Consider the following 20,975-nt stretch of genomic DNA (forward strand, 5'->3'; position numbering starts at 1 on the left):
GCATGCAGCCACGGCGAGATCGATCCCGCCTCATGGCCGACCCGGCGCAGACGCCCGGCAAAGCGCTCTAGCGCATCGGCGATCAACTGCGGCTCGGTCGGGACCTCGGTCTCCAGCACCACCTTGCCGTCATCGCCCACCACGCAGATCGCGGTCTCCTCGATCGATACATCGAGGCCTGCAAAGTACTCCATCATCCGACTCCTTCGCTTGCGTTGAACCGGAGCGGAGGAAGCGCCGAGCGCGGGAGAGGTGCAAGCAAGATCACCAGCGAACGAAGGTGGCGCACCCTTCGTGCGCGCCGCCAAGTCCTCGCCAAATACAGCGGCAATCCCTCCCTTCCTTTGGTGCGCAAGCCTCCCGTCCTTCGCCCGCTTTCGCCAGGGAACGCATGGCTGCGCGAAGGTGCGAGGCTCGCTTTCATTGGGAGGAAGCCGTCGAGACGGGCGCGAATAGATCGTGCGCGGCTTGTTCCGGTCGCGCGAAGGGGTTCGCCGCGGGGCCGGGCATAGCCACCTCGTCCAACTCTTTTCGCGCTGCGCCGGGAGGCTGCAAGGCGCCAGCCGGAACATTCCTGGCTTGTAGAGGCGCCGCCGCAAACATGCGCTCGGACTGCAACAGCGGCGCAATCCGGGCGACATAGCGGCGCGTTTCGTGTGGCAGCGAACGCCGTCCGGCAAGCCAGTCTTCGTAGCGTCCCGGACCTGCATTGTATGCAGCGAGGAAGCCTTGCGCGCCGTAGCGATCGTACATTTCGCGCAGGTAAGACGTGCCGGCCAGAACGTTGTCGCGCGGGTCGAACGGGTCTTGCCCGAGGGAGAACCGGGCGCGCTGCCGCGACCAGGTTCCGGGCATGAGCTGCATGAGACCCATCGCTCCTGCTCTGGAAACCGCCCGCACCCGGCCCGCACTTTCGGCGCGGATCACCGCGTAGATCCAGTGCTCGGGAATGCCGAATTGCTGCGATGCTTCGCTGACATGCGCGGCAATCTCGACGCTCTGCGAAGCTCGGACAAACTGCTCCGATTGCGCAAAAGCCTGCGCCGGATTCGCCGCCAGCATGGCGGCCAGGATCCCCGGCAGAAGATGCGGGCGGAGCACGGAATCAGTCCTTTGCCGGGCGGCGCGCGCCGCGCGACCATATCAGGACATGGCTCTGGTCGTCAGAACTGAACAGATTGGCGCGCAGGGGCCGCGGCAATACCGGATCGTCGATGACGAGCGTGACGAAATCGCCTGCCTTGTCGCCGACATGTTTCCAGCCTGCGCCCACTTCGTAGGTTTCCTCGCCGTTGCCCGCCATGATGCGATAGTCAGGGGCGTTCTCGGTGTCGCCGGGGTCGGCGGCCACCAGGGTCAGCGGTGCGTCGATGGTCAGGGTTTGCAGCCGCCCTTCAAAGCCGTCGGGTGTGGCTGCAAAAGTGCCGATACAGGTCATTGTGCGTCTCCATCATTTACGTTGGGAATGGGAAAGTCGGCGGGCGAGGCGAGCAGGACATAGTCCCCGTCGCCCGCTTCATCGGTCCAGACGGGCCGCGCGCGCCCGATGACATCGGCGCGTGCGACCGGGCCGAAATAACGCCCGTCAAAGCTGCCGGGGGCGCGCCTGTTCATCACGAACAGTTCATCCGCAGCGATAGTCCGGCATCCTTTCCAGACGGGCAGTTCGCGTCCAAGGCTGTCGCGCCGACGCGCCGAGCCCGCAGGTGTCCCATTGATCTCGATGAGCAGGTCGCGCCGGCAGACCGTATCCCCGCCAAGCGCCGCAACCTCCTTGATGAGCGGAACGCCCGCAGGAAGATAGCCGCGCGAGGCGAGGTATTTCTGCAGCCTGAAAGCAGGATCGATCGCGACGCGGTCGCCCCTCTGGAGACCGGTCTTTCCGCCGATTGAGTACAGTCCAACCGGCACGCTGGCCGTCACGTTCCAGACCAAAAGTCGCGAGAGCGGGATTGCGATGCTGGCCAGTGTCGCTGCCGCGACCATGCCTGCCAGAAAGGCGGTGCGCCGCCTCATGATTGCAGCTTTCGCCGCCGCAGCCAGTCGCGATGGCGCGCAGGGGAATAGGAACGTACTTGCATGCCCCCTGCCAGCCTGTTGTGGACATGATGCCAGTGGTCGGGAGCTACATCGCAGGGATCGATGCCAACGTCCTCGATCGCATCGATCAGCGCAAAGACCTGGCGAACCTTTGGCCAGCTTCGCACCGAGAGCAGGATTTGCGCGCCAGGATCGACCTGCGGCAGAGTGGTGAACGGCTCGCCGAAACCGGCGGCTTGGGCGACCGTGAGTGTGGAGCCAACGGTCCCGTAGTCGTTCGAAGCCCACCGAACCAAGGCAAAGACCTGTCCCGGAGCATAGCTTTCGATACGCGTCCGGCGATCGAGGATGCGCTCTGCAACGGGCTTGCCGAACCGAAGCCAGTCTTCCTGCACGCCGCCGCGCCACACCAGCGTGACATGCGTAAGTGGCGGATCACCGGAACCTGCCTCGACCGGTTCCGGAGGCGGAAGCGAAGCGCGCGCTGCGCTTTTGCACAGGCGTGGCTGTGTTAGCAGGAATCTGCAAGATTCCTTGTTAGCATTGTTAAGGGCTTCGCGAGCGCTACATTTCCGGCGAGTCGCGCAGGCTCCCGGTTCCCGATAGTCCGGGAATGGGGTTCCCGATCGTCCGAACATCACGGTTCCCGATAGTCCGAACATCACACGCCCTTTTCCACAGGGGGCAGCCCGACGCGCCGCCGCGCAGTCGCGAAGGGATCGACAGGCGCTGCCACGAACAGGAGCCGCTCGCGGCCGAACTGGTGTTCAAGAGCGAGATTGTAGCCCGGGAGGGACTGGCGGCGGACGATGGCCCGCACTTCGAAAGCGAAGCGCTTCAATGGCGAGAGCGCACCCGACTTTGCATGCAGGTGCGAAATGTCGAAACTCCACCCGCCCTTCTGCTTCCCGCCATGCTTGCGTACGATGCGATAGAGCCAGCGCTCGAGACCGCCGGTAAGCGCGAAATAGGCCGGGTCGATGGTCAGGACGAGCGCACGATCGAGCACGCCCTCGTAGAGCCAGTCCGGCACGATCATTTCGATGCCGAGCGCGCGCCCGTTGTCGTCGAGCCGCTCGCGCCATTCGTTGATCCAGGAAAATCGTCGGCGGCGTCGCGCCCCGGCCTGCCGGATGGAGGTGGCAATGCTGGTCGACTGCAAGCGGTCGAGCGCCGCCTTCAGGCGCTCGTAGCCAGCCTTTCCGGTTCCGCGCCGGGTGAAGGTAAGGATTTCATGGGGCGTCGCCGCGATAAGGCGCGAGGTGGCTTTGCCGGCATCGCGCGCCTCGACGATCTGGCTCGCTACCCAGATCAGCACATCGGCGTCCCAGATGGTGGCCATGCCATGTTCGGCGGTCGCTTCGACCAGAATGGCGACCTCGCCCATGCGAAAGTCGATCGGCTTCACGCGCTTCGTCTTGGCGAGGCTGAAGAAAGGCCAGGCCATCAGATCCTGCGCATCGCGCGCGGCGATGTCGCTGCCCGCGCCGACGAACAGGTCGAGCTGTCCGGCCCCGCCGTCCGATGTCTTCAAGGAGCGCATGGTGCCGCTTCAGCGCCGGACCGGACCGGTGTAGCCGTCGATCCGCTTGGCAGGATGAACGACGCCCTTGCCCGGATCGCTGGTGGAACGGCGCAAGCCCTGCTCGGCCCAGGCGTCGAGATCTTCGGGCCGGTAAACGATGCGGCCGCCGAGCTTGTGGTAGACCGGCCCTGTTCCATAGCATCGGTGCTTTTCGAGCGTGCGCGGCGAAAGCCCCAGATGCACCGCGGCATCTGGGGTGCGCAGGTAGCGGGGACGGACCGGATCGGGAACGGCGGGCATGGGGTTAGCTCCAAGAGGCTCGGGTGGCTGCGGCTAACTGCCGCTGATTGCGGAGGGTGATGGCGCATGCCCTGGCAATGGGGAGAGCGACACGATGCTGCGTTCGGACTTGTCGCCCCTACCGATCATGAACTCGGCAGGATCGAGGAAGGGCGGCATCCGTGCAGGGCCCGACGCTATTGCGCCGCCCGGCAGGCTTTCGGCTGCAATGCCGAAGGCTCAGAGCAATGAACCGCACCTGCGAGAGAGGCAGTGGCCAAGGGCCTGTGGGAAGCAAGGCAAGCGGGGCCTGTCGCGGCCGTAGCTTCCCGCTCGCCCGACCCGCTGCCGGGTCGCAAGTGCATGCGGGGCCCCAAAACACGTAACGCCGCACCCTCAGGAGCGTATCGCCAGATGCGCGGGACAGAGTGCGTCCCCAGCCCCGCTCCATTTATCCCGATCGCCAGTTGGCCAAGCCGATGTTTGGAGAACCGCCGATTGCTGCTGGATCGAAACTCGAACCTGAAGCCCAGCCGCCGCGACACACGCAAAAGGGCAGGAACCGCTGCTGGTCCCTGCCCTGCCGAATGCCTCAGAACTCGTCGAGCATTCCGCCATGGACGGTATGAACGACCCGGATCGCAAGATGCGGGGGCAGCGCGTTGTAGTCGCCTTCGTCGACCGCGCGATATCCGATCTCGTCATCCTCGATGACATGCTGGTCGAAGAAGCTGTGCAACGCCCGTTGCTCGGCTGTTTCCAGAGCCTCGAAATAGTTGCGCGAGGGCAGTGTGCATTTCGTGAAATAGGTCATGATAATCCTCCTGAAATCTGTCGCGAGACGACAGGAGGTTGGCCGATGGGCCCGGGCAGACCGGGTCACAGGATCGCCTGACAGGGCGACCGCGAAGCGGCGCAGGGGGAAACGGTTTTGTCCGGTGCCGGATGCAATCCGGCGGCGGACAAAATGGTGGGGCCCCTGCCGTCCTTGATGCGGGCGGCGCGGGACCATCATGCTGGAAATGCGGTAAGCCAGGCCAATCCAGTCCACCTCAAACGACCGTTTCAGATGATCGCTGCCATAATGGGTCGGGCCCTCCGGGCAGCGCCTGGCTATTCCCCGGAGAAAAGACCGAGCGAAAGGAAGGGTGAACAGCGAAAGAGGCCCTGCCGTTTCCGGCAGAGCCTCCTTTGGCTGGTTCGATGGCGCCGGATCAGTCGATCGGAGGGGCGTCCTGGTTGTCGCCGCCATTGGCCCGCGAGAGGAAATCGACCTTGTCGGCAAGGATCTCCGAGCCATACCGCGTCACACCGTCCTGGTCTTCCCACTGCGTGTAGTGGATGCGGCCCTGGACCGAGACCAGCTGGCCTTTCGAGCAGTACTGACCGACGGTCTTGGCAAGGCCGTTGAAGCAGGTCACACGGTGGAATTCGCTGTCCTTGGCGGTGTAGCCGTTCTCGTCCTTGTAGGTCTTGCCGTCCTTGTCGCGTGCAGGACGATCGGTGACGACGGTGATCCCGGTGACGCTGGTGCCGCCCTTGGTCTCGCGGGTGTCGGGATCGCGGGCGATGCGGCCGGTGAGGATTGCGATATTGGTCATGATGAAATTCCTTCAGTTCCTCAAACCGGAGACCATCTCCGGCTTGCGAACATCCAGAAGAAGCAGGGCATGGGAGGACTGCACCGCAGGCCTGAAGGGCCGAAGGGAAACCTGTTCATGACGGGTGGTGCGGGCAGGCGGCGAAGCCGCCAACACGGCCGGAAAGGAACGGGTTGCGGCTCCTCAGCTGACCTGGTTCAGGACTGTTCGCGAAGAAAGCCGGATGGATATCGGGTGCGGGTCTGAAGGTGCCAGGACCCTGCTGCAATCAGCTTACCTCATTGCCTTCCGACGCCGCCAGGAGATCCATGAAGTTGCGGGCTGCTTCCCGGTCTTCCTCGTTCTCGAAGGCCACGTCGAGGTCGGGGGCAGACCCGAGCAGGTAGAGCATGGCCCACAGGGCAAAGCGTTTTCCCCGGTCCTGCTCCAGACCGAGATCGACCTGGCATCGCTCGATCCCCGAGGCCAAGGTTTCTGCGCCAGTCGCTCCAGGATCGGCAGTGCCAAAATAGCGGATGAGAAGCGTATCAAGGTCCATCGCACTCTTTTCGGATCATCGGTCGGGCCGCGGCGAGGAAGGCCAGCATTCGTGGCCCGGTCATGCGTCGCTCAATCAGCGGTGGGTTGCTCGCGAAGCCGCCGGGCGCGCTCGACGAAGTGCTCCATCTGGGTGGCGGCATGCAGGGTAAGCGGATGCGGCTTCGCATCGGCACGCGGGGATATGAATTCCGCGATTTCTTCGATTGCTGCAAGCTGATCGGCGCTGGCCTTCGACAGAAGGCCGAGCACCATGTTCTCAAGGGCGATCACCCTGATGCGCAATTGGATGATCTCGGCATCGGAAAGTGGCGGAATATCCCATTTCTCGCAATCGGCAGCGAGCGCTTCCTGCGGCCCGCAGGGCAATGCCCCGCCTTCGTCTTCCCAGCGCGACAGCGCCCCGGCTTTTCCCGTTTCCGACATATGCGGTTCCTTTCATAACCAACGAGGCGATCGTCTGCACGCTGCTCACATAGCACAAAGCCCTACCGGGATGCGCCTGGCACGGCGACAGCGAAGCCGGGCAAACGGAACCCCGCGCGGGTTGGTCTTCACGCGGGGTTCCTGAACGACCCCTTGGGGGCACCTGCGACCCGCAGGGCTTCGGGGGGAGGCGGGGCCGTCCTTTCCTGATCTTGCGTTGTTCGTTGCGATTTCTTGCCGAGGGTCTCTCCTGAATAACTGTGTCACCGGGAAACGCGTCCGATCACATGCCTTCCATGTCGTGATCGGCCATCGAGGACATGTCATGGCCCGCATGGGGATCGGCGGGTTGGGTCGCTTCGCTCGCGGGTTGTGTGCCCGCTGCTGGCGCTGCGGGTTTGGCAGTTGCGCGTGATGCGGGAGAGGCAGCAGGCCGTGAGGCGGTCGGCGCGGCGCCATTTGTCGAAAGAGCGTCCTGCCGCGCAGTCGCTGCCTCATCTTCGGAGGGAGAGGCTGCCGGATCGGCGAGGCCCGGCTCGGGTGCCGTGCCAGCCACCACCGCAGCTTCGCCCATAGGCGAAACCTCGGTGATCGGTGTGCTCTCCTGCGCCTCGTCGCAAGCAGCAAGAGCGGACATCAAGGGCGCGATCGCGAGAAACCCGATCGCTACATTCAATCTGGAAGTACGCATGCTTTTCAACTCCTTCAGAGCCAGGAAATACCGAGGTGGTTCGGTCCATGCGCGAGCTCGCCGCCAAGGAAGCCCTGGATGAGAACGAGTGCCGCCATGGAGAAGATCGAGGCGCGCAACCATGCACGGCTCTGGCTCGGCCTGCTCGCGAGATACGCCATCGCAATACCGAGAACCGCGATCAGCATACCGTTCCATCGATGCACCTGCATGACAGTGTCGCCGCCGAACCACAGCCCGGTGTGAATCCATCCGAACAGGACTGCGACCACCGCGCCGATGGCTCCGCCGTAGACAAGCACGCGCACCGCACTTTCCAGGCCCGCTCCTTTCCGGCGCATCACGAACAATTCGGTGGCCGCAGCCATGAGAAACAAGGCGATCGGGAAATGGATCGTTGCCGGATGCAGCTTCTTCATTACGGCCATGAGTCCGGCCTCGCCCACATCCGCATGGCCACCGGCCTCGTCATGGCCTCCGCCCGCTTCGTCGTGCGCGCCGGACGACTCGCCAGCATCGGCAGTCTCGCCCATCTGCGCCATGGCCGCCTGGTCGTGCGCATCGCCATTGGTGGCAGCAGGCGCGGCGCTCGCCTGTTCGCCGTGCTTTTCGTCGCCATGAGCCTGAACGGGTCCGACGAAGAGCAGGCTTGCGGCGAGCAGCGCCAAGAATGAGGGGGCTTTCATGTCTCGTATGTCTCCCGGCCCGGCAGTTGCAGTGCGACCTATGTGCCTGATACGCACGGCAGCCGCGTGCCCCTCACATTAATTTGATGGTATTGGTGCGACAGATGTGCGTCCGCCGTATCACGTCTGCTGACGACTCGATCGCGATCGTCGAACGCATTCGGCTCCTGGCCCAGTGCGCCCACGCGAATAAGCCCCATGGGCTCAGGCGAGCTTGCTCTTCTTTGTGCGACGACGCAGCCTCGGCATCCGGTTCGCCAGCAGGACGAAACCCGACAGGGCTATGATCGTGCCGCCAATGCCGAACAGCAGCAGCCACCAACTGTTGATGCGGTCGCGCTCGGTCCAGTCCATGATGTGGAGGCCCCAGATGAAATCGAACAGGCGCCATGTATCGCTGCGCGCCGCCCCGAGCGTGCCGCTGGCGGCATCGATGTAGATGCGCGTCGAAGCCTCGTCAGCATAGGTGACCTGCCAGGCCGGAAATGGTCCGCGAAACTCGGTTCCCACCGGTTCGTGAACGAGCCGCGCGCCTTCGATCGTCGTGCGCGGTCCGGTCCATGCGCGCAACGCGATGGATCTTGCCGTCGCAGCAGAGATGGGGGAGAGTTTCCGCCCTGTCACCGGATCGTGGAGGCTCACGCTACCGTCGACCTTTCGGACCTCGGTCACGGCATCGCCGTCGAGCGAACGTGTCGCTACCGCTGCAAGAGTACCGTCGCTTGCGACCCAGGCCGGGAGCGGGGCGTCGGCGGGTAGCGCCTCTCGTTCACGCGAAACGACATGTTCGGAGCGAACTTCTTCCAGGTCGAGAAACGACATGAGGGCGCCGGTTCCCATCCACAAGAGGACCTGGACACCGACGAAAATCGCCAGCCATTTGTGGATCTTGCTGCCGAGCACATGCAAGCGCAGCTTCAGCGACGGCGTTGCCAACCGGTGCTACCTCTTCGAAAGCCGTAATCAGTTGCGCGGCGCGCGCGACGAGGAATGGTACTGGACGATTCTCCACCCGTCCGCATCGTGAGCAAGCACCGATGTCGCCACGCCGTCGCGCTCGATCACCCGGCCATCGGTAAGTTCGATACGATATCCATACGTCTCATAGGCATGGGCCATGTGCCCCATCCGGGTGACGGTCAGCGTGGGGTCGGTAAAGGTGAAGCTCACGATCGCGTCGAGCTCGGGTCCGAGATGATGCTCCATGTAATTCGCGAAACTTCCTTCGGCCTTGCCATTCTCGAAGATGGCCGAGTCCTCGGTGAAGAGCGCGCGCATTGCCTGCGCGTCGCGCGCTTCAAGAGCGGTGCGATAGGCCTTGAGGGTTTCTTCAGCGCCCGCGACATCGTCCGCCGAAGCGTCCATCGCGTGCATCTGATGGTTCGCATGGGAAGAGTGGTCCATCTGCTGGGCGAAGGCTGGCAGCGGTATCAGCGTGGCAACAAGCGCAGTCGCCGCGATGCGTGTCAAAGTCTTGGTCATGGAAGTTCTATCCTTTTTGAAATTTCAGAACCAGAATCGCACACCGACGACATAATTGGTGACGCTCGGATCCTCTCCGGCGGCCCGCGCAAAATCCGCGCTGTCGCCGATGCGCCATTCCTGCGAAACGCCGACATAGGGTGCGAATTCGCGCGCGAACTCGTAGCGTAGACGCAGGCCCGCCTCGATCCGATCAAGACCGGCACCGATGCCCAGCTCGGGAATGTCCTGCGCAGAAAGCGCGAGTTCGGCTCTGGGCTGGAGGATCAACCGCTGCGTGATGCGCTGGTCGAGTTCGCCCTCGATCCGCGCGGTCACATCGCCCTTGGTGGACACGAAGGCCGCAGCATCGACCTCGAAACGGTACGGCATGAGGCCCTGTATGCCGATCACCGCATGGGTGCGCTCCGGACCGGTGAGGTCCTGGCGAACACCCGCCTGGAAATCGAAGAAGGGCGCAATGGCGCGGCTCCAGAGCGCCTGAACCTCGGCACCTTCTATGGGTTCGCCGAAGCTGCCCTCCCCCTCTGACTTGAACCAGAATTTGTCGATGTCGCCGCCATAATAGCCCTGGATGTCCCACAGATATCCATCCTTCCCCTCGCGGGCGCGGTATTCGAGCCGATCGCCCTGAAACCAGAAGCGCATTCCTCCGTCGGTCTCGCGGACAAGCTCGCGGCGCGCTTCGTTCATGGCTTCCTCGCCCCAGATGGCGACCGCCGCGCGCGCGGGGCCGCTCCCGGCTTCTGGAGGAGGCGGCAGCAGCGGGATATCATCGTCCGCGCCCATCTGCATCGCCGAATGGTCCATGCCCTGCATGTCCTGCGAAGGCGTCTCCCCATGGCTCATCTGGCTGTGATCCATCTGCCCATGGTCCATCGACGAACTGGCTTCCGCCTGTCCCATCTCGCCGTGATTCATCTGCGAATGATCCATCGCGCCTTCGGCAGGCTTGCCCTGCGGCATAGAGCCGTGATCCATTCCGTCATGACTTTCGGGCGATGCCTGTGGACGGGCAGCGTCCATCGGCATTGTCATGCCAGAATGACCGTCCCGAGCGGTCATCGAACCATGATCCATGGTTGAATGATCCATCTCGGAGCGGTCCATGGCGGCTTCAGGCTGAGCAGCCGGTTCGCATGCTCCATCTGCTACGGGATGCCCCATTGCGCGATGGCGCTCGGCTTCTAGTTCGCACTTCGTCTTCGCGTCAGACTGCGCCTCGGCGCTTTGCTGCGGTTCCGTCGGCGAATGACCGGCATGCTGTGCCGCCGCGGGGGAGGCGAGAACTGAGCCGGCTGCGACCGATGCGAGCAGGCTGGCAATACGAATTTTCATGCTTCGCTCCCGTCGGGATTGGCGACCGTGACGATCTGAAACATCCCGGCATGCATGTGGTAGAGAAGGTGACAGTGGAAGGCCCAGTCGCCCGGCTCGTCCGCCGTCAGGTCGAACTGCGCGCTGCCACCCGGCTGCAGGATGACCGTGTGCTTGAGCGGTTGACGATCGGCCGGCGCGCCATTGACCAGCTCGAAGAAATGACCGTGCAAGTGAATGGGGTGCGCCATCATCGTGTCGTTGACGAGCTTCACGCGCACGCGCTCGTTATAGGCGAAACGGATCGGCTCGTCTGAGACGGCGGAGAACTTCTTGCCGTCGAACGACCACATGTAGCGCTCCATATTGCCGGTCAGATGAATTTCCATTCGCCGGGACGGCGTGCGGCCCTCGCGGTGTGGAGTCAGAGCGCGCAGCTTGCGATAGTCGAGCGTACGATGCGGCACATCGGCGAGACCGATGCCGGGATCGCCCATGCGGTCGACCGGGTTCATCGAGACCATGTCGAGACCGGGCCCGACCTTCACATCGGGCGGCAGAAGCGACGTGTCGCGCATCTGCATCCCCGACATGCCGGCCATGCCTGCCATCTCGGATTGGCCGGACGAACCATGATCCATCCCCGCCATGTCGCCGCCACTTCCGTGGTCCATGCCCGACATGCCGGCATCGCCAGACGAGCCGTGGTCCATGCCGCTCATGCCCATGTCGGCCATGGTCAGAAGCGGCGGATCGCGCAGCGGCGGAATGGCGGCGCGCGCGCCGGGTGCGCTCGCGAGTGTGGCAATACCCATGCCCGAGCGGTCCATCGACTCCGCGACCAGCGTGTAGGCTTGTTGCGCGCCCGGCGTCACGACGACGTCGTATGTCTCGGCCACACCGATCTGGAACTCGTCGACCTCCACCGGCTCGACGTTCTGCCCGTCCGCCTGAACGATGGTCATCGGCAGGCCGGGAATGCGAATATTGAAGAAGGTCATGGCGCCGGCATTGATGAAGCGCAGCCGCACGCGTTCGCCCGGGCGGAAGAGGTATTCCAGATTGTCGAGCGGGCCATGGCCGTTCAGAAGATAGGTATAAGCCGCGCTCGACACGTCGAGGATGTCCGTCGGCATCATGCGCATTTTCGCCCACATCCGGCGATCCTCGCCCGAAAGCGGGTAATCGTCGGTCCAGGTGTTCTGGTTGTAGTTGAAGTAGCCTTCGCCCTTCTTGAGCTTGTCGAAAATCGTGTGGGGCGACATTTCGCTGAATTCGCTCAGCACCACGATATATTCGCGGTCGGCCTGGACCGGATCGGGTCCGGCGGGGTCGACCACGATCGCGCCGTAATGCCCGGCCTGTTCCTGCAGGCCGCTATGCGAGTGCCACCAGTAGGTACCCGACTGGCGAACCGGAAATTCGGCGGTGAAGGTCTCTCCCGGTTTGACGCCGGGAAAGCTCACGCCAGGCACTCCATCGAGCTGAAACGGCACGAGCAGACCGTGCCAGTGGATCGAGGTATCTTCCTCGAGCTGGTTATGGACATTGAGCCGGACGGTCGTGCCTTCCTGCAATCGCAACAGCGGACCGGGGATCGTGCCATTGACGGCGATCGCGCCGCCGCGCCTGTTGCCGGTCGCGAAGGCCGATCGGGCAACGGTGAGGTCGATATTGGGGCCGGATATCTCGTCCAGCCCCTTGCGGGCGTTACCTGCGAGGATGTCCGCGCCCCGTGCCCAGGCAGGCATCGCCCCGGCAAGGCCGAGCAGACCCATTCCTCCTGCTCCGGCTCCGAGAAACTTGCGTCGATTGACGGCGATCATAAAGGGCTCCTGACTTGGCGTTTACCGTTACTTACGCGCGCGCCCAGCCAACCCCTCAAAGTTTTTCGAAGCGCTCCTTCAGCCTGTTGCGCGCGCGATATACGCGGGTTTCGATCGCCTTTTCGGTCGTTCCGAGAAGATCGGCCGCCTCGGCCTGGCTACGCCCCTCGATGGTCACGAGCACAAGCGCTTCGCGCAGCCTTACAGGCATTCGCGCGATCTCGGCCTGAACGAGATTGAGCTCTTCCCTGGAAACGGCCAACGCTTCAGGACCCGGCAAATCGTCGGCGATGGAATGGAGTTCGTCATCACCCGACAGTCCGAAAAAGCCCGCGACCTTGCGCCTGCGCAAACGGTCCCGGCAGCGGTTGAGGACGACGGTTGTCAGATAGGGTCCGATCGGCTTGTTCGGATCGAGCCGATGGCGCGTCAGCCACACCGAAGCGAGGCTGTCCTGAACAACGTCCTCTGCCTGAGAAGGAGAGGAAAGCATGCGTGTCCCGAGCGCGAGAAGCCGACCCGTTTCATACTCGACGAGTTGGCTGAAAGCCCGCTTGTTTCCAGCCCTCGCCTGCGAAACAAGGGCCTCATCTGGATTGTCGCCCGCCCCCGACATGGCGCTTCAGTCGCGCGGGTCGCGGGTCAGGGCGTCGGAGACCTTGCGGTCGAACTGGCGTTGCTGCTCGGGTTCGAGAATTGCACGCATGTCGAAGACATGGCGCACCGTTGCCTTCTGCAGATCGCCCATGCGTGCATGCACCTCGTCGATCGCGGCCGAGACCTCGGGGCCGTATTCGTGCTCGCTTTCCATCGCCTGGGCGAGCCGGGCATTGGCTGCGCGCGCCGATCCTTCGAGCCGTGCCCTTTCGACCGCGAAACGGGCCTCGAGCGCATCGAGACGCTGCTCCTGGTCGGCCGTCAGGGTGAGCTCGTCGTGCACGAAATCGTGGAGGCCGGAGCCAGCCTCGTGATTGGCCCAGCGATCCGCGGCAATCGCGCCGAGGCATCCTGCAAGTGCTGCGAGAAGCACCGCGAGAACGATATGCGTCGTCTTCAAACCTTATTGCTCCACATGGAGGAGCGCCGATGGGGACAGCTGTTCGCCGAGGATAAGACTCTCGCCAAATGACGCGGAAGACGTGCCATAGCCGCCGGGCCAACCGCTCGTTCCGGCGCCAGCTCCAAGCCCGACGACGAACAGACCGACGAACAGAGCCGTCCTGCGGCGTCGGTCGGCGATTTCGCCAAGCTGTCCGGCGCGCTGCCAAACGCCATCCATGAAGTCGGCGGGGACCTCGCTGGTGGTGGTGGCGGAAAGGGTTCCGAGCACCGCATCAAGAGAGTGATTGTCACGCATCCGAAAAACTCCTGTGGGTTCCACGTGCCCTATACGCGCTCGCCTGCACAATCCCTTAAACTTCTTTTTTTTGAGGGAATGTCCCCCGCCATACGTAATCGAGACGGGTCTGCCAGAATCGGGTCGAACCCGGGATGAATGGGAGCGAACGCGTGAACAATATCACCGCGCCTGAAGATCACGGCGAATTCACGCCTCTTCTTGGCAAGAGCTTTCTGACGCCGCTTTACGACCGGGCGCTCGGTCTGTTCACCCGCGAACATCTCTGGCGACAAAAGATTGTCGAAGAGCTGCACCTTGTCCCCGGCGACCGGGTGATCGATGTCGGCAGCGGAACCGGTACACTTCTCAAGGCCTTGATGACGGATTGCCCGGAAGCGGGTCTGATCGGTGTCGAACCCGACCAAGAGGCGCTCGCGCTTGCGCGGCGCAAGTTTGGGGCGGGAGCCGATCTCGTCAAATGGCACAATGGCTTTCTCGAAAGCCTCGAGCTGCCCGCAGGGTGGCAGCCGAACAAGATCGTCAGCAGCCTCGTCCTTCACCAAGTTCCCTTGCGCAAGAAGCAGGCAATCCTGGAAATTATCGAAAGCTTGCTCGTGCCAGGCGGAACCGTCTTGATCGCCGATTATATGAAGCAGGAGAGCCCACTCATGCGGAGCCTCTTCCGGGCGACCGTCCAGTCGCTTGACGGCATTAGCGACACGCAGCCCAGCGCCGACGGCGAAGTCGAAAAACTGTTCGCCGAAATCTTCACCGAGCCATGCCTGCTCCACCGGCTCCCGACGGTGACCGGGACGATCTCGCTATGGCGCGGATACAAGAAAGGAATTGCACAATCATCTGGAAAAAGCCTGCCCTGTTCCGGCGATCGGTTAGCGGCGCGGCCTTGCTCGTGCTGGCAGCCTGTTCGAACGTGGCTCAGGCAGCGACCTATACGATGTTTAGGGACCCCGGATGTGGATGCTGTCTCAACTGGGCAGGCCATCTTGAAGATGGGATGAACGCGAAGGTGGCATCGGTCGATAGCAACGACATGGCGGCGATCAAGACAGCGCGCGGCGTACCGGAAGAATTGTGGTCGTGCCACACGATGGAGGTCGATGGATACATCATCGAAGGTCACGTGCCCGCCGAAGCCGTCGCCCGACTTTTGCGCGAGCGGCCCGACGGCGTTGCCGGTCTAGCGGTTCCGGGAATGCCTCTGGGATCGCCCGGCATGGAGGCCGGAAACCGGATCCAGCCCTATGAGGTCATCGCCTTTGGTCCGACCGGACAGAGCGTCTTCGCATCTTATCGGTGATTGTAAGGAACTGACGCCAGTGGCCGCGCGAGAAATAAGGGCGATGTCTCGTTGAAGAACAATCGCGCGAGAATAACACAGAAGCCCGGGACACCGGGACGGGCGCTAAGATGCCTGTCGATCATCCCGCTGGGTCCGGGGCCGGCTGCCCCGACGGTCCCGGACCCTTCCGTTTGCATAATTTTAGGACGCACGAAGTGGGAGAAATGCGATGGTAAAAGGATCAATCAAGAACTCGATATTCGCATGGGGCTGGACGCTCAGCGTGTTCCTGCTTGTCAGCTACCTCCTATGCATTGCCTTCGGAGTCCTCGCACCCGAGCGGTTTCACATGCACCAAGCCTGGGCTCCGTTGCTGCCATGGTTCGAATGGCTGACCCTGTCGGGATTTCTCGCAGGAGCGGTGGGCAGTTTTCTCTACGGCTGGTACATCGCACTCATCGCGGTCCCGCTGCACCGGTTTTTCCAGGCCCGGTTTTCCTGATTTGACGCGCTGAATATTAGGCGCACTCAGCGTGGACTGCCGTGCCTTGACGCGCCGCCATCGGCATCGCTGCAGGAAGAAAGAGCGCGCCGCCGGAAATCGATAGCTCATCGCGATTCCGGGGCCAGCCCAAGGATGGCTCATGCCCCGCCAGAAAATTTTTTGAGGGGTGAGCCGCTTCGCAACGTACTGCTTGTCGTGATGTTTCTCGGACGGGAGGACATCGACAGGGGAAAGACTTGCAGACAGATGGCAACGATCAACATGGGAAGAGTGCTGGATCGATAACGCTGCTTGGCGGTGTCGCAATGGGAACCGGCGTCATGATCGGCGCTGGTATTTTCGCACTGACCGGCCAGATTGCCGAACTGGCTGGACCGCTATTTCCGCTTTCTTTCATAGTCGGCGCCCTGGTCACTTCCCTAGCCGCCTACAGCTACATCAAGATGTCGAACCGCTGGCCCTCCTCTGGCGGCATCGCGATGATTCTTCAGAAGGCCTACGGACCGGGTGTTGTTGCAGCATCGGCATCGCTCCTGATGGCGCTGTCGATGGTCATCAACGAAAGCCTGGTCGCTCGGACCTTCGCGACCTATGCCTTGCGGCCCTTTGGGCTCGAGAGCAGCGGCATTCTGGTTTCCGTCGCAGCGCTTGCGCTCATCGTCTTCGCCTATTTCGTGAATGCGGCAGGCAACAAATCGGTCAGCGGTTTCTCTCTCGTCATGTCGGCGATCAAGATCGGCGGCATCGCCCTGTTCGCGATTGCGGCGATCTGGGCCAGCGGCTTTTCGGGCGGCGCCTTCTCAGAGCCAGTCGCGCTTTCAGGTCTCGACGCGTTGCTCGCGTCGGTCGCCTTCTCGATCCTCGCGTTCAAGGGTTTCACCACCATCACCAACAGCGGCGGCGAAATCATCGATCCGCACCGAAATGTTGGCAGAACCATTATCATTTCGATCACAGTATGCGTGGTCGTCTACCTTCTGGTCGCGGTGGCGGTCGGAGCCAGCCTCGGCACTTCGGAAATAGCCCAAGCACGCGATTACTCGCTTGCGGCAGCTGCGCGCCCCGCGCTCGGAGAGCTTGGGTTCTATTTCACAGTCGCAATCGCGATCGCAGCCACGACCTCGGGTGTCATCGCCAGCGTTTTCGCCGTTTCGCGAATGCTGACGATGCTGACCGAAATGAAGATGATCCCGCATAGCCATTTTGGGATGAAGGGACCGATCCGCAGTCACATGCTGGTCTATACCGTCGTGGTCGCCGGCACGCTCGCGGTCCTGTTCGATCTTTCGCGGATCGCCTCGCTCGGAGCGTTCTTCTATCTCGTAATGGACATGCTCGTGCATTGGGGCGTGCTGCGCGGTTTGCGGGAAGAGATAGGCGCGCGTGCCTGGATCCTCTGGTCGGCGCTCATGGCGGACGGCGTAGTCCTGACAGCTTTTGCCCTCGCCAAGCTTAAAACCGACCCTGCGGTCGTTGCCTATGCGGTCGCAGGTATTGCCGCAGTGTTCGGAGCCGAATGGTTCTATCTACGTCGGAATCCTGCGCTGCGTGAAATGCCCGCCACAGACGATGGAGATCATCGATGATCGCCGCACTAATTCTCGCCATTGCACTTTTCCTGGCCTCGGTCGGCGTGCATCTGTCGATCCTCGGCGCAGGGCATCGCATGCTCGACGCACCCGGAAATTTCTCCGCCAAACTTGGGGTCGCGCTTCTCGTCCTGGCATCGCACCTGCTTGTCGCGACGCTCTTCGCTGGCGGTTTCTGGCTGGGCGCGGAGCTGGGCCTCGGCGGGTTCGACAAGACGCCGGCGATGAGTGCGATGGACTATTTCTATTTCTCGCTGATCAACGTGACCACGCTGGGGCTCGGCGACATCTACCCGACCGAGCACCTGCGCGTCATTGCCGGCGTCGAAGCCTTGACCGGCTTCGCGCTCATCAGCTGCTCGGCACAATTGTTCTGGACCATGATGAAGGAAGGAGAAAACGCATGACTGAAAGCACATCCCACTCGGATAAGGGAGGGGGCGGCAACTACTGGCGATTCATGGCCATGGTATCGACCTCGACCGTGATCATGTTCTTCCTGATGTACGCCAACAGCTTCGACATGGACGACGTGTTCTGGAGCGAGACGCGCTTCTGGATGATGTTCGTCATGGGCGCGATGATGATGGTGGTCATGCTTCTCTTCATGTGGGGCATGTACAAGGACCGGACCAAGAACTTCATCATCCTGGGCGTCGGAGCCCTCGTATTCGCACTCGCGCTATGGCTCGTACGCAGCCAGACCACGGTCGACGACACCGAATACATGGCCGCGATGATCCCGCACCACTCGATCGCGATCATGACCAGCGAGAGGGCGAGCCTGAAGGATCCGCGGGTTCGCGAACTTGCGCAGGCCATCATCGTCGCGCAGCGGCGTGAGATCGCCGAGATGAAATATCTCATCGAGGACATCGAGGAGAACGGTCCACGCACCGAAGAACGCCTGCCCGAGGAGATGCAGCAATGAACAAGATCGCACTTCTGACGCTTGCAGCCCTCCCGCTGGCGGCCTGCAACACCAATACCGCGGTCGGCAATGATCGCGAAGCGCAGCTCGATCCTCCGGCGACGGCAGCTCCGATAGAGAGTGCTGCGAGCGCTCTTGCCAACCTCAGCCCCGGCCTCATGCTGCCCGAGACCATGAGCGAGGCGGACCTCGCCGCGCTGGGAGCCGAAAACACGTGCCAGTTCCGCCTGACCGAGGTCGCTTTTCCGTCATTCGTCTACGACAACAGCGGTCGCGGGGCCATCAAGATCAACGGCAAGCTGATCCCTGTTACGGCAAGCGCCTCGGGTGAGTATGCGAATGGTGAGCTTCGTATCCGTACGCGCATTCTCGATGACGAAGGAGACGCGGGCTTGCAAATGCAGGAGCTCATCGTCGCCGGCCCCCGGATGAAGGACGAGTTCGGGTTCTGGGGGTACACGACTTGCGGCAACAGCGAAGCGTGAACACGAGCGAGCGGGCGCCGGCTTCCGTCGGTGCCCGCTCCATAATCATGATCGGCCCGGCAAGCGCGGCCGAATTTACAATGAGGTGCTACAGTGGAAGCTGAGCCTGTGACCGATGCAGCCCCCCTTGCGGTCTTCGGTGCCGGAGGAAAGACCGGCACGGAAATATTGCGCCATGCGGTCCGCAAGGGCATCGCGGTACGAGCGTTCGAACACACCCTGCCCGAACCATCGGACAGGGTCGACAATGTCGAGTATTTCCAGTGCGACGTTCTCAATGACGACTTCAGCAGCGAGCTTGAAGGTTGTCGTGCGGTCATTTCCGCACTCGGTATAGGGTTCAGTCCATCCACGACGATCGATCCGCCTCCGCTTTACACGGAGGGAACCCGCAGGCTGGTGGAAGCGATGTCGACGACCGGCATTTCCCGGATCGTCGTGATATCGGCGGCGTTTGTAGAGCCGCAACCCAGCGTTCCTGCATGGTTCGAGCTCACGGCAAGACCAGCCTTGCACAATATTCTCGAACAGATGCGCGCCATGGAAGATCTTCTGGAGCGCGCGAAAGGCCTGAAATGGACGGCTGCGCGACCGGGCTGGCTCCTCGACGAACCCTATACGGGTGAAGCCGTCATTACCGACGAGCGTCTTGCCGAGGGTTGCTTTCGTTGCAGGCACGCCGACCTCGCGGCAGCCATGCTCGAATTCGTCTGCGAGAACACCTGGGTCAACGCTAAACCCGCTATCGCCCGGCCAGAAGCAGACCGCTTCGAGAACGTCTCGGCGCTCAAAGCCGAATTCGGGATCGACTAGATCGACGCGGGCTCGCGGAAACACTCTAACGACGAGGCAAAACATGCTGCTCGAGAAGATAAAGACCCCCGGCCTCTCCCACCTTTCCTATCTGATTGGTTCGCAGGGCAAGGCAGCGGTCATCGATCCGCGCCGGGACTGCGAGATTTATGTCGAGCGTGCCCGCGCCGAAGGGCTGGAGATCACGCATATCTTCGAAACGCACAGGAATGAGGATCTCATCACGGGATCGCCGGTATTGGCCAAAATGACCGGTGCCCGCGTTCTGCACGGTCCAAACCCTGCGGACGAGATTGTTTTCGCCGACACCGCGCGAGAGGGCGACGTTTTCGAGATCGGGAAGTTGCGGATTTCGGTGCTCGAAACTCCCGGTCACACCGACGATCATCTCGCCTTCGTCCTCCATGACGACGATTTTCCCGAAGGACCGGTCGGCGTGTTCACCGGCGATGCGCTCTTCGTTGGCGACGTCGGACGCACCGATTTCTATCCCGAGCGCGCGCGGGAGGTCGCGGGCCTCCTGTACGATTCACTGCAGAAGATTTGCGGTCTGGGTGACCAGGCGATCATTTACCCCGCGCATGGAGCAGGCTCGGTCTGCGGTTCGGGAATGGCGAACCGGGAATTCTCGACCATAGGCCACGAACGTCGCAACAATCCGCGGCTCCAGATAGCCGATCGCGAGGAATTCATCGAGGCGAAGCTCGCCGAGCATCATTACCAGCCACCCTATTTCAGACTGATGGAGCGTCTGAATGTCGAGGGAACATCTCCTGCGCCACGGATCCTGCGACCAAAACGTCTCATGCTCTCGGACATCCGCGAAATCGACGCCGACCATGTCGTCGACGTGCGGGATCCGCTTGCATACGCAAGCGGGCATCTGCCTGGTTCGATATGCCTTCCGGTCGGCATGATTTCGGTGTTTGCGGGCTGGTTCATCAGGGAGGGTGAAACAATCGCCCTCGTCGGATCGGCGGAAGACCAGCTGGCTTCGGCCATGACGCACCTTGTGAGGATCGGGCTCGACTCGATCGTCGGCGGCTATGTCGGTATCGTGCCGGCTGCAGCGCAAGGAATGAAGATGGCGAGCCTTCCGATGATCGGGACGAACGAGGTTCAGGATCGTCTCGAGCGCAAGCGCGACGACTGGACCTTGCTCGATGTGCGTGACCTCGATGAGCGGCGCAGCGGCGCGATCGAGGGATCGGACCACATCTACGTGGGCGAGCTCAATTCCCGCTTCGCCGAGCTCGATCGCGAACGCGCCTATTCCGTCATGTGTGCCAGTGGAATGCGTGCGAGTGTGGCGGCGGGCTGGCTGCAAAGCAAAGGATTTGGCAAGCTCGATATATATCTGGGCTCGATGGGTGCCTGGCAGCACGCGTCGTGATGAACCATCGCACCCGATGCGAGGTCCTTGTCTTGCGCTCTTCAAAGCTTTACGCTTTTTTTATGCGAGTCTTGCGCACCCTTGGACTGCTACTGATCGCCTGCGGGCTGTTCGTCCAGTCGGCAGCGCATGCATCTGCCCTGCCTCAGGCGGTCGATGCAGGCAAACCGGCCTGCGCCGAGATGGAGATGATGGCGGGCGCAGCTTCCA

General features: G+C 62.4%; 29 protein-coding genes and 1 pseudogene. 10 read left to right on the forward strand and 20 right to left on the reverse strand.

Going from position 1 to position 20,975, the window contains the following annotated elements; genetic code table 11:
• The 20 genes and pseudogenes from A3736_RS11875 to A3736_RS11970 form a co-directional block, all read right to left on the reverse strand.
• Nucleotides 1-194 (reverse strand): annotated as a pseudogene (locus tag A3736_RS11875) (IS110 family transposase); the annotation flags it as partial.
• 226 nt (nucleotides 195-420) lie between these two features.
• On the reverse strand, nucleotides 421-1,101 hold the full coding sequence (locus A3736_RS11880; RefSeq protein WP_369815447.1) for a lytic transglycosylase domain-containing protein: 681 nt from the start codon (nucleotides 1,099-1,101) through the stop codon (nucleotides 421-423).
• A 4-nt stretch (nucleotides 1,102-1,105) separates the two neighbouring features.
• On the reverse strand, nucleotides 1,106-1,438 hold the full coding sequence (locus A3736_RS11885) for a DUF736 domain-containing protein (protein ID WP_067683252.1): 333 nt from the start codon (nucleotides 1,436-1,438) through the stop codon (nucleotides 1,106-1,108).
• Nucleotides 1,435-2,016, reverse strand: coding sequence for a S26 family signal peptidase (locus A3736_RS11890; RefSeq protein ID WP_067683254.1), 582 nt, complete (start codon nucleotides 2,014-2,016; stop codon nucleotides 1,435-1,437). The genes A3736_RS11885 and A3736_RS11890 overlap by 4 nt, the downstream gene beginning before the upstream one ends.
• Nucleotides 2,013-2,558, reverse strand: coding sequence for a DUF2840 domain-containing protein (locus tag A3736_RS18170; RefSeq protein ID WP_369815448.1), 546 nt, complete (start codon nucleotides 2,556-2,558; stop codon nucleotides 2,013-2,015). Before A3736_RS18170 ends, A3736_RS11890 begins: the two co-directional genes overlap by 4 nt.
• Before the next feature lie 143 nt (nucleotides 2,559-2,701).
• The gene (locus A3736_RS11900) at nucleotides 2,702-3,583 is read right to left on the reverse strand and encodes a replication initiator protein A (RefSeq protein WP_067683256.1); all 882 of its coding nucleotides are present in this window, start codon (nucleotides 3,581-3,583) and stop codon (nucleotides 2,702-2,704) included.
• Nucleotides 3,584-3,592: 9 nt separating this feature from the next.
• A complete protein-coding gene (locus tag A3736_RS11905) occupies nucleotides 3,593-3,865 on the reverse strand; it encodes an AlpA family transcriptional regulator (protein ID WP_010240237.1) in 273 nt (90 codons plus the stop codon).
• A gap of 571 nt (nucleotides 3,866-4,436) precedes the next feature.
• Entirely contained in the window at nucleotides 4,437-4,658 is a 222-nt protein-coding gene (locus A3736_RS11910; RefSeq protein WP_067683257.1) for a hypothetical protein, read from the reverse strand.
• A gap of 400 nt (nucleotides 4,659-5,058) precedes the next feature.
• Nucleotides 5,059-5,445 carry a single-stranded DNA-binding protein gene (locus tag A3736_RS11915; protein WP_054522840.1) on the reverse strand — a complete coding sequence of 129 codons (387 nt, stop codon included), beginning with the start codon at nucleotides 5,443-5,445 and terminating at the stop codon, nucleotides 5,059-5,061.
• Between the two features lie 268 nt (nucleotides 5,446-5,713).
• Nucleotides 5,714-5,983 carry a hypothetical protein gene (locus A3736_RS11920; RefSeq protein ID WP_067674521.1) on the reverse strand — a complete coding sequence of 90 codons (270 nt, stop codon included), beginning with the start codon at nucleotides 5,981-5,983 and terminating at the stop codon, nucleotides 5,714-5,716.
• A 71-nt stretch (nucleotides 5,984-6,054) separates the two neighbouring features.
• Nucleotides 6,055-6,408 carry a hypothetical protein gene (locus A3736_RS11925; protein ID WP_010240464.1) on the reverse strand — a complete coding sequence of 118 codons (354 nt, stop codon included), beginning with the start codon at nucleotides 6,406-6,408 and terminating at the stop codon, nucleotides 6,055-6,057.
• 283 nt (nucleotides 6,409-6,691) lie between these two features.
• Complete coding sequence (locus tag A3736_RS11930; protein WP_156502108.1) at nucleotides 6,692-7,099, reverse strand: hypothetical protein; 408 nt, start codon at nucleotides 7,097-7,099, stop codon at nucleotides 6,692-6,694.
• A 14-nt stretch (nucleotides 7,100-7,113) separates the two neighbouring features.
• Nucleotides 7,114-7,785: a DUF2231 domain-containing protein gene (locus tag A3736_RS11935; protein ID WP_054523316.1), complete on the reverse strand. Its 672-nt coding sequence runs from the start codon at nucleotides 7,783-7,785 to the stop codon at nucleotides 7,114-7,116.
• Between the two features lie 204 nt (nucleotides 7,786-7,989).
• The gene (locus A3736_RS11940) at nucleotides 7,990-8,721 is read right to left on the reverse strand and encodes a PepSY domain-containing protein (RefSeq protein WP_067683263.1); all 732 of its coding nucleotides are present in this window, start codon (nucleotides 8,719-8,721) and stop codon (nucleotides 7,990-7,992) included.
• A gap of 27 nt (nucleotides 8,722-8,748) precedes the next feature.
• Nucleotides 8,749-9,267, reverse strand: a complete 519-nt coding sequence (locus tag A3736_RS11945) for a nuclear transport factor 2 family protein (protein ID WP_082851464.1) — start codon at nucleotides 9,265-9,267, stop codon at nucleotides 8,749-8,751.
• 24 nt (nucleotides 9,268-9,291) lie between these two features.
• Complete coding sequence (locus A3736_RS11950; RefSeq protein WP_067683265.1) at nucleotides 9,292-10,605, reverse strand: copper resistance protein B; 1,314 nt, start codon at nucleotides 10,603-10,605, stop codon at nucleotides 9,292-9,294.
• Nucleotides 10,602-12,410: a copper resistance system multicopper oxidase gene (locus A3736_RS11955; RefSeq protein ID WP_054522842.1), complete on the reverse strand. Its 1,809-nt coding sequence runs from the start codon at nucleotides 12,408-12,410 to the stop codon at nucleotides 10,602-10,604. The genes A3736_RS11950 and A3736_RS11955 overlap by 4 nt, the downstream gene beginning before the upstream one ends.
• A 55-nt stretch (nucleotides 12,411-12,465) precedes the next feature.
• Nucleotides 12,466-13,026 carry an RNA polymerase sigma factor gene (locus tag A3736_RS11960; RefSeq protein WP_029140647.1) on the reverse strand — a complete coding sequence of 187 codons (561 nt, stop codon included), beginning with the start codon at nucleotides 13,024-13,026 and terminating at the stop codon, nucleotides 12,466-12,468.
• A gap of 6 nt (nucleotides 13,027-13,032) precedes the next feature.
• Nucleotides 13,033-13,467 carry a Spy/CpxP family protein refolding chaperone gene (locus tag A3736_RS11965; protein ID WP_010240158.1) on the reverse strand — a complete coding sequence of 145 codons (435 nt, stop codon included), beginning with the start codon at nucleotides 13,465-13,467 and terminating at the stop codon, nucleotides 13,033-13,035.
• Nucleotides 13,468-13,470: 3 nt separating this feature from the next.
• Nucleotides 13,471-13,767 carry a hypothetical protein gene (locus tag A3736_RS11970; protein ID WP_010240156.1) on the reverse strand — a complete coding sequence of 99 codons (297 nt, stop codon included), beginning with the start codon at nucleotides 13,765-13,767 and terminating at the stop codon, nucleotides 13,471-13,473.
• A 152-nt stretch (nucleotides 13,768-13,919) separates the two neighbouring features.
• On the opposite strand from A3736_RS11970, the gene A3736_RS11975 reads away from it, so the two are divergent.
• The 10 genes from A3736_RS11975 to A3736_RS18045 form a co-directional block, all read left to right on the forward strand.
• A complete protein-coding gene (locus tag A3736_RS11975) occupies nucleotides 13,920-14,768 on the forward strand; it encodes a class I SAM-dependent methyltransferase (protein ID WP_233999368.1) in 849 nt (282 codons plus the stop codon).
• On the forward strand, nucleotides 14,705-15,067 hold the full coding sequence (locus A3736_RS11980) for a DUF411 domain-containing protein (RefSeq protein ID WP_233999369.1): 363 nt from the start codon (nucleotides 14,705-14,707) through the stop codon (nucleotides 15,065-15,067). The genes A3736_RS11975 and A3736_RS11980 overlap by 64 nt, the downstream gene beginning before the upstream one ends.
• Nucleotides 15,068-15,278: 211 nt before the next feature.
• On the forward strand, nucleotides 15,279-15,551 hold the full coding sequence (locus A3736_RS11985; RefSeq protein ID WP_010240151.1) for a hypothetical protein: 273 nt from the start codon (nucleotides 15,279-15,281) through the stop codon (nucleotides 15,549-15,551).
• Between the two features lie 284 nt (nucleotides 15,552-15,835).
• The gene (locus tag A3736_RS11990) at nucleotides 15,836-17,140 is read left to right on the forward strand and encodes an APC family permease (RefSeq protein ID WP_255351377.1); all 1,305 of its coding nucleotides are present in this window, start codon (nucleotides 15,836-15,838) and stop codon (nucleotides 17,138-17,140) included.
• The gene (locus A3736_RS11995) at nucleotides 17,137-17,550 is read left to right on the forward strand and encodes a potassium channel family protein (RefSeq protein WP_054527894.1); all 414 of its coding nucleotides are present in this window, start codon (nucleotides 17,137-17,139) and stop codon (nucleotides 17,548-17,550) included. The genes A3736_RS11990 and A3736_RS11995 overlap by 4 nt, the downstream gene beginning before the upstream one ends.
• On the forward strand, nucleotides 17,547-18,074 hold the full coding sequence (locus A3736_RS12000) for a DUF305 domain-containing protein (protein ID WP_172807445.1): 528 nt from the start codon (nucleotides 17,547-17,549) through the stop codon (nucleotides 18,072-18,074). The genes A3736_RS11995 and A3736_RS12000 overlap by 4 nt, the downstream gene beginning before the upstream one ends.
• A complete protein-coding gene (locus tag A3736_RS12005) occupies nucleotides 18,071-18,559 on the forward strand; it encodes a DUF6692 family protein (protein WP_066761563.1) in 489 nt (162 codons plus the stop codon). Before A3736_RS12000 ends, A3736_RS12005 begins: the two co-directional genes overlap by 4 nt.
• A gap of 108 nt (nucleotides 18,560-18,667) precedes the next feature.
• The gene (locus tag A3736_RS12010; protein WP_067683269.1) at nucleotides 18,668-19,372 is read left to right on the forward strand and encodes an NAD(P)-dependent oxidoreductase; all 705 of its coding nucleotides are present in this window, start codon (nucleotides 18,668-18,670) and stop codon (nucleotides 19,370-19,372) included.
• Nucleotides 19,373-19,415: 43 nt separating this feature from the next.
• Nucleotides 19,416-20,765: a rhodanese-like domain-containing protein gene (locus A3736_RS12015; RefSeq protein ID WP_067683271.1), complete on the forward strand. Its 1,350-nt coding sequence runs from the start codon at nucleotides 19,416-19,418 to the stop codon at nucleotides 20,763-20,765.
• A partial coding sequence (locus tag A3736_RS18045; RefSeq protein WP_233999370.1) for a hypothetical protein occupies nucleotides 20,765-20,975 on the forward strand: 211 nt, incomplete at its 3' end. The genes A3736_RS12015 and A3736_RS18045, both read left to right, overlap by 1 nt.

The sequence above is a fragment of the Erythrobacter sp. HI0063 genome, from assembly GCF_001635685.1.
Lineage (GTDB): Bacteria > Pseudomonadota > Alphaproteobacteria > Sphingomonadales > Sphingomonadaceae > Qipengyuania.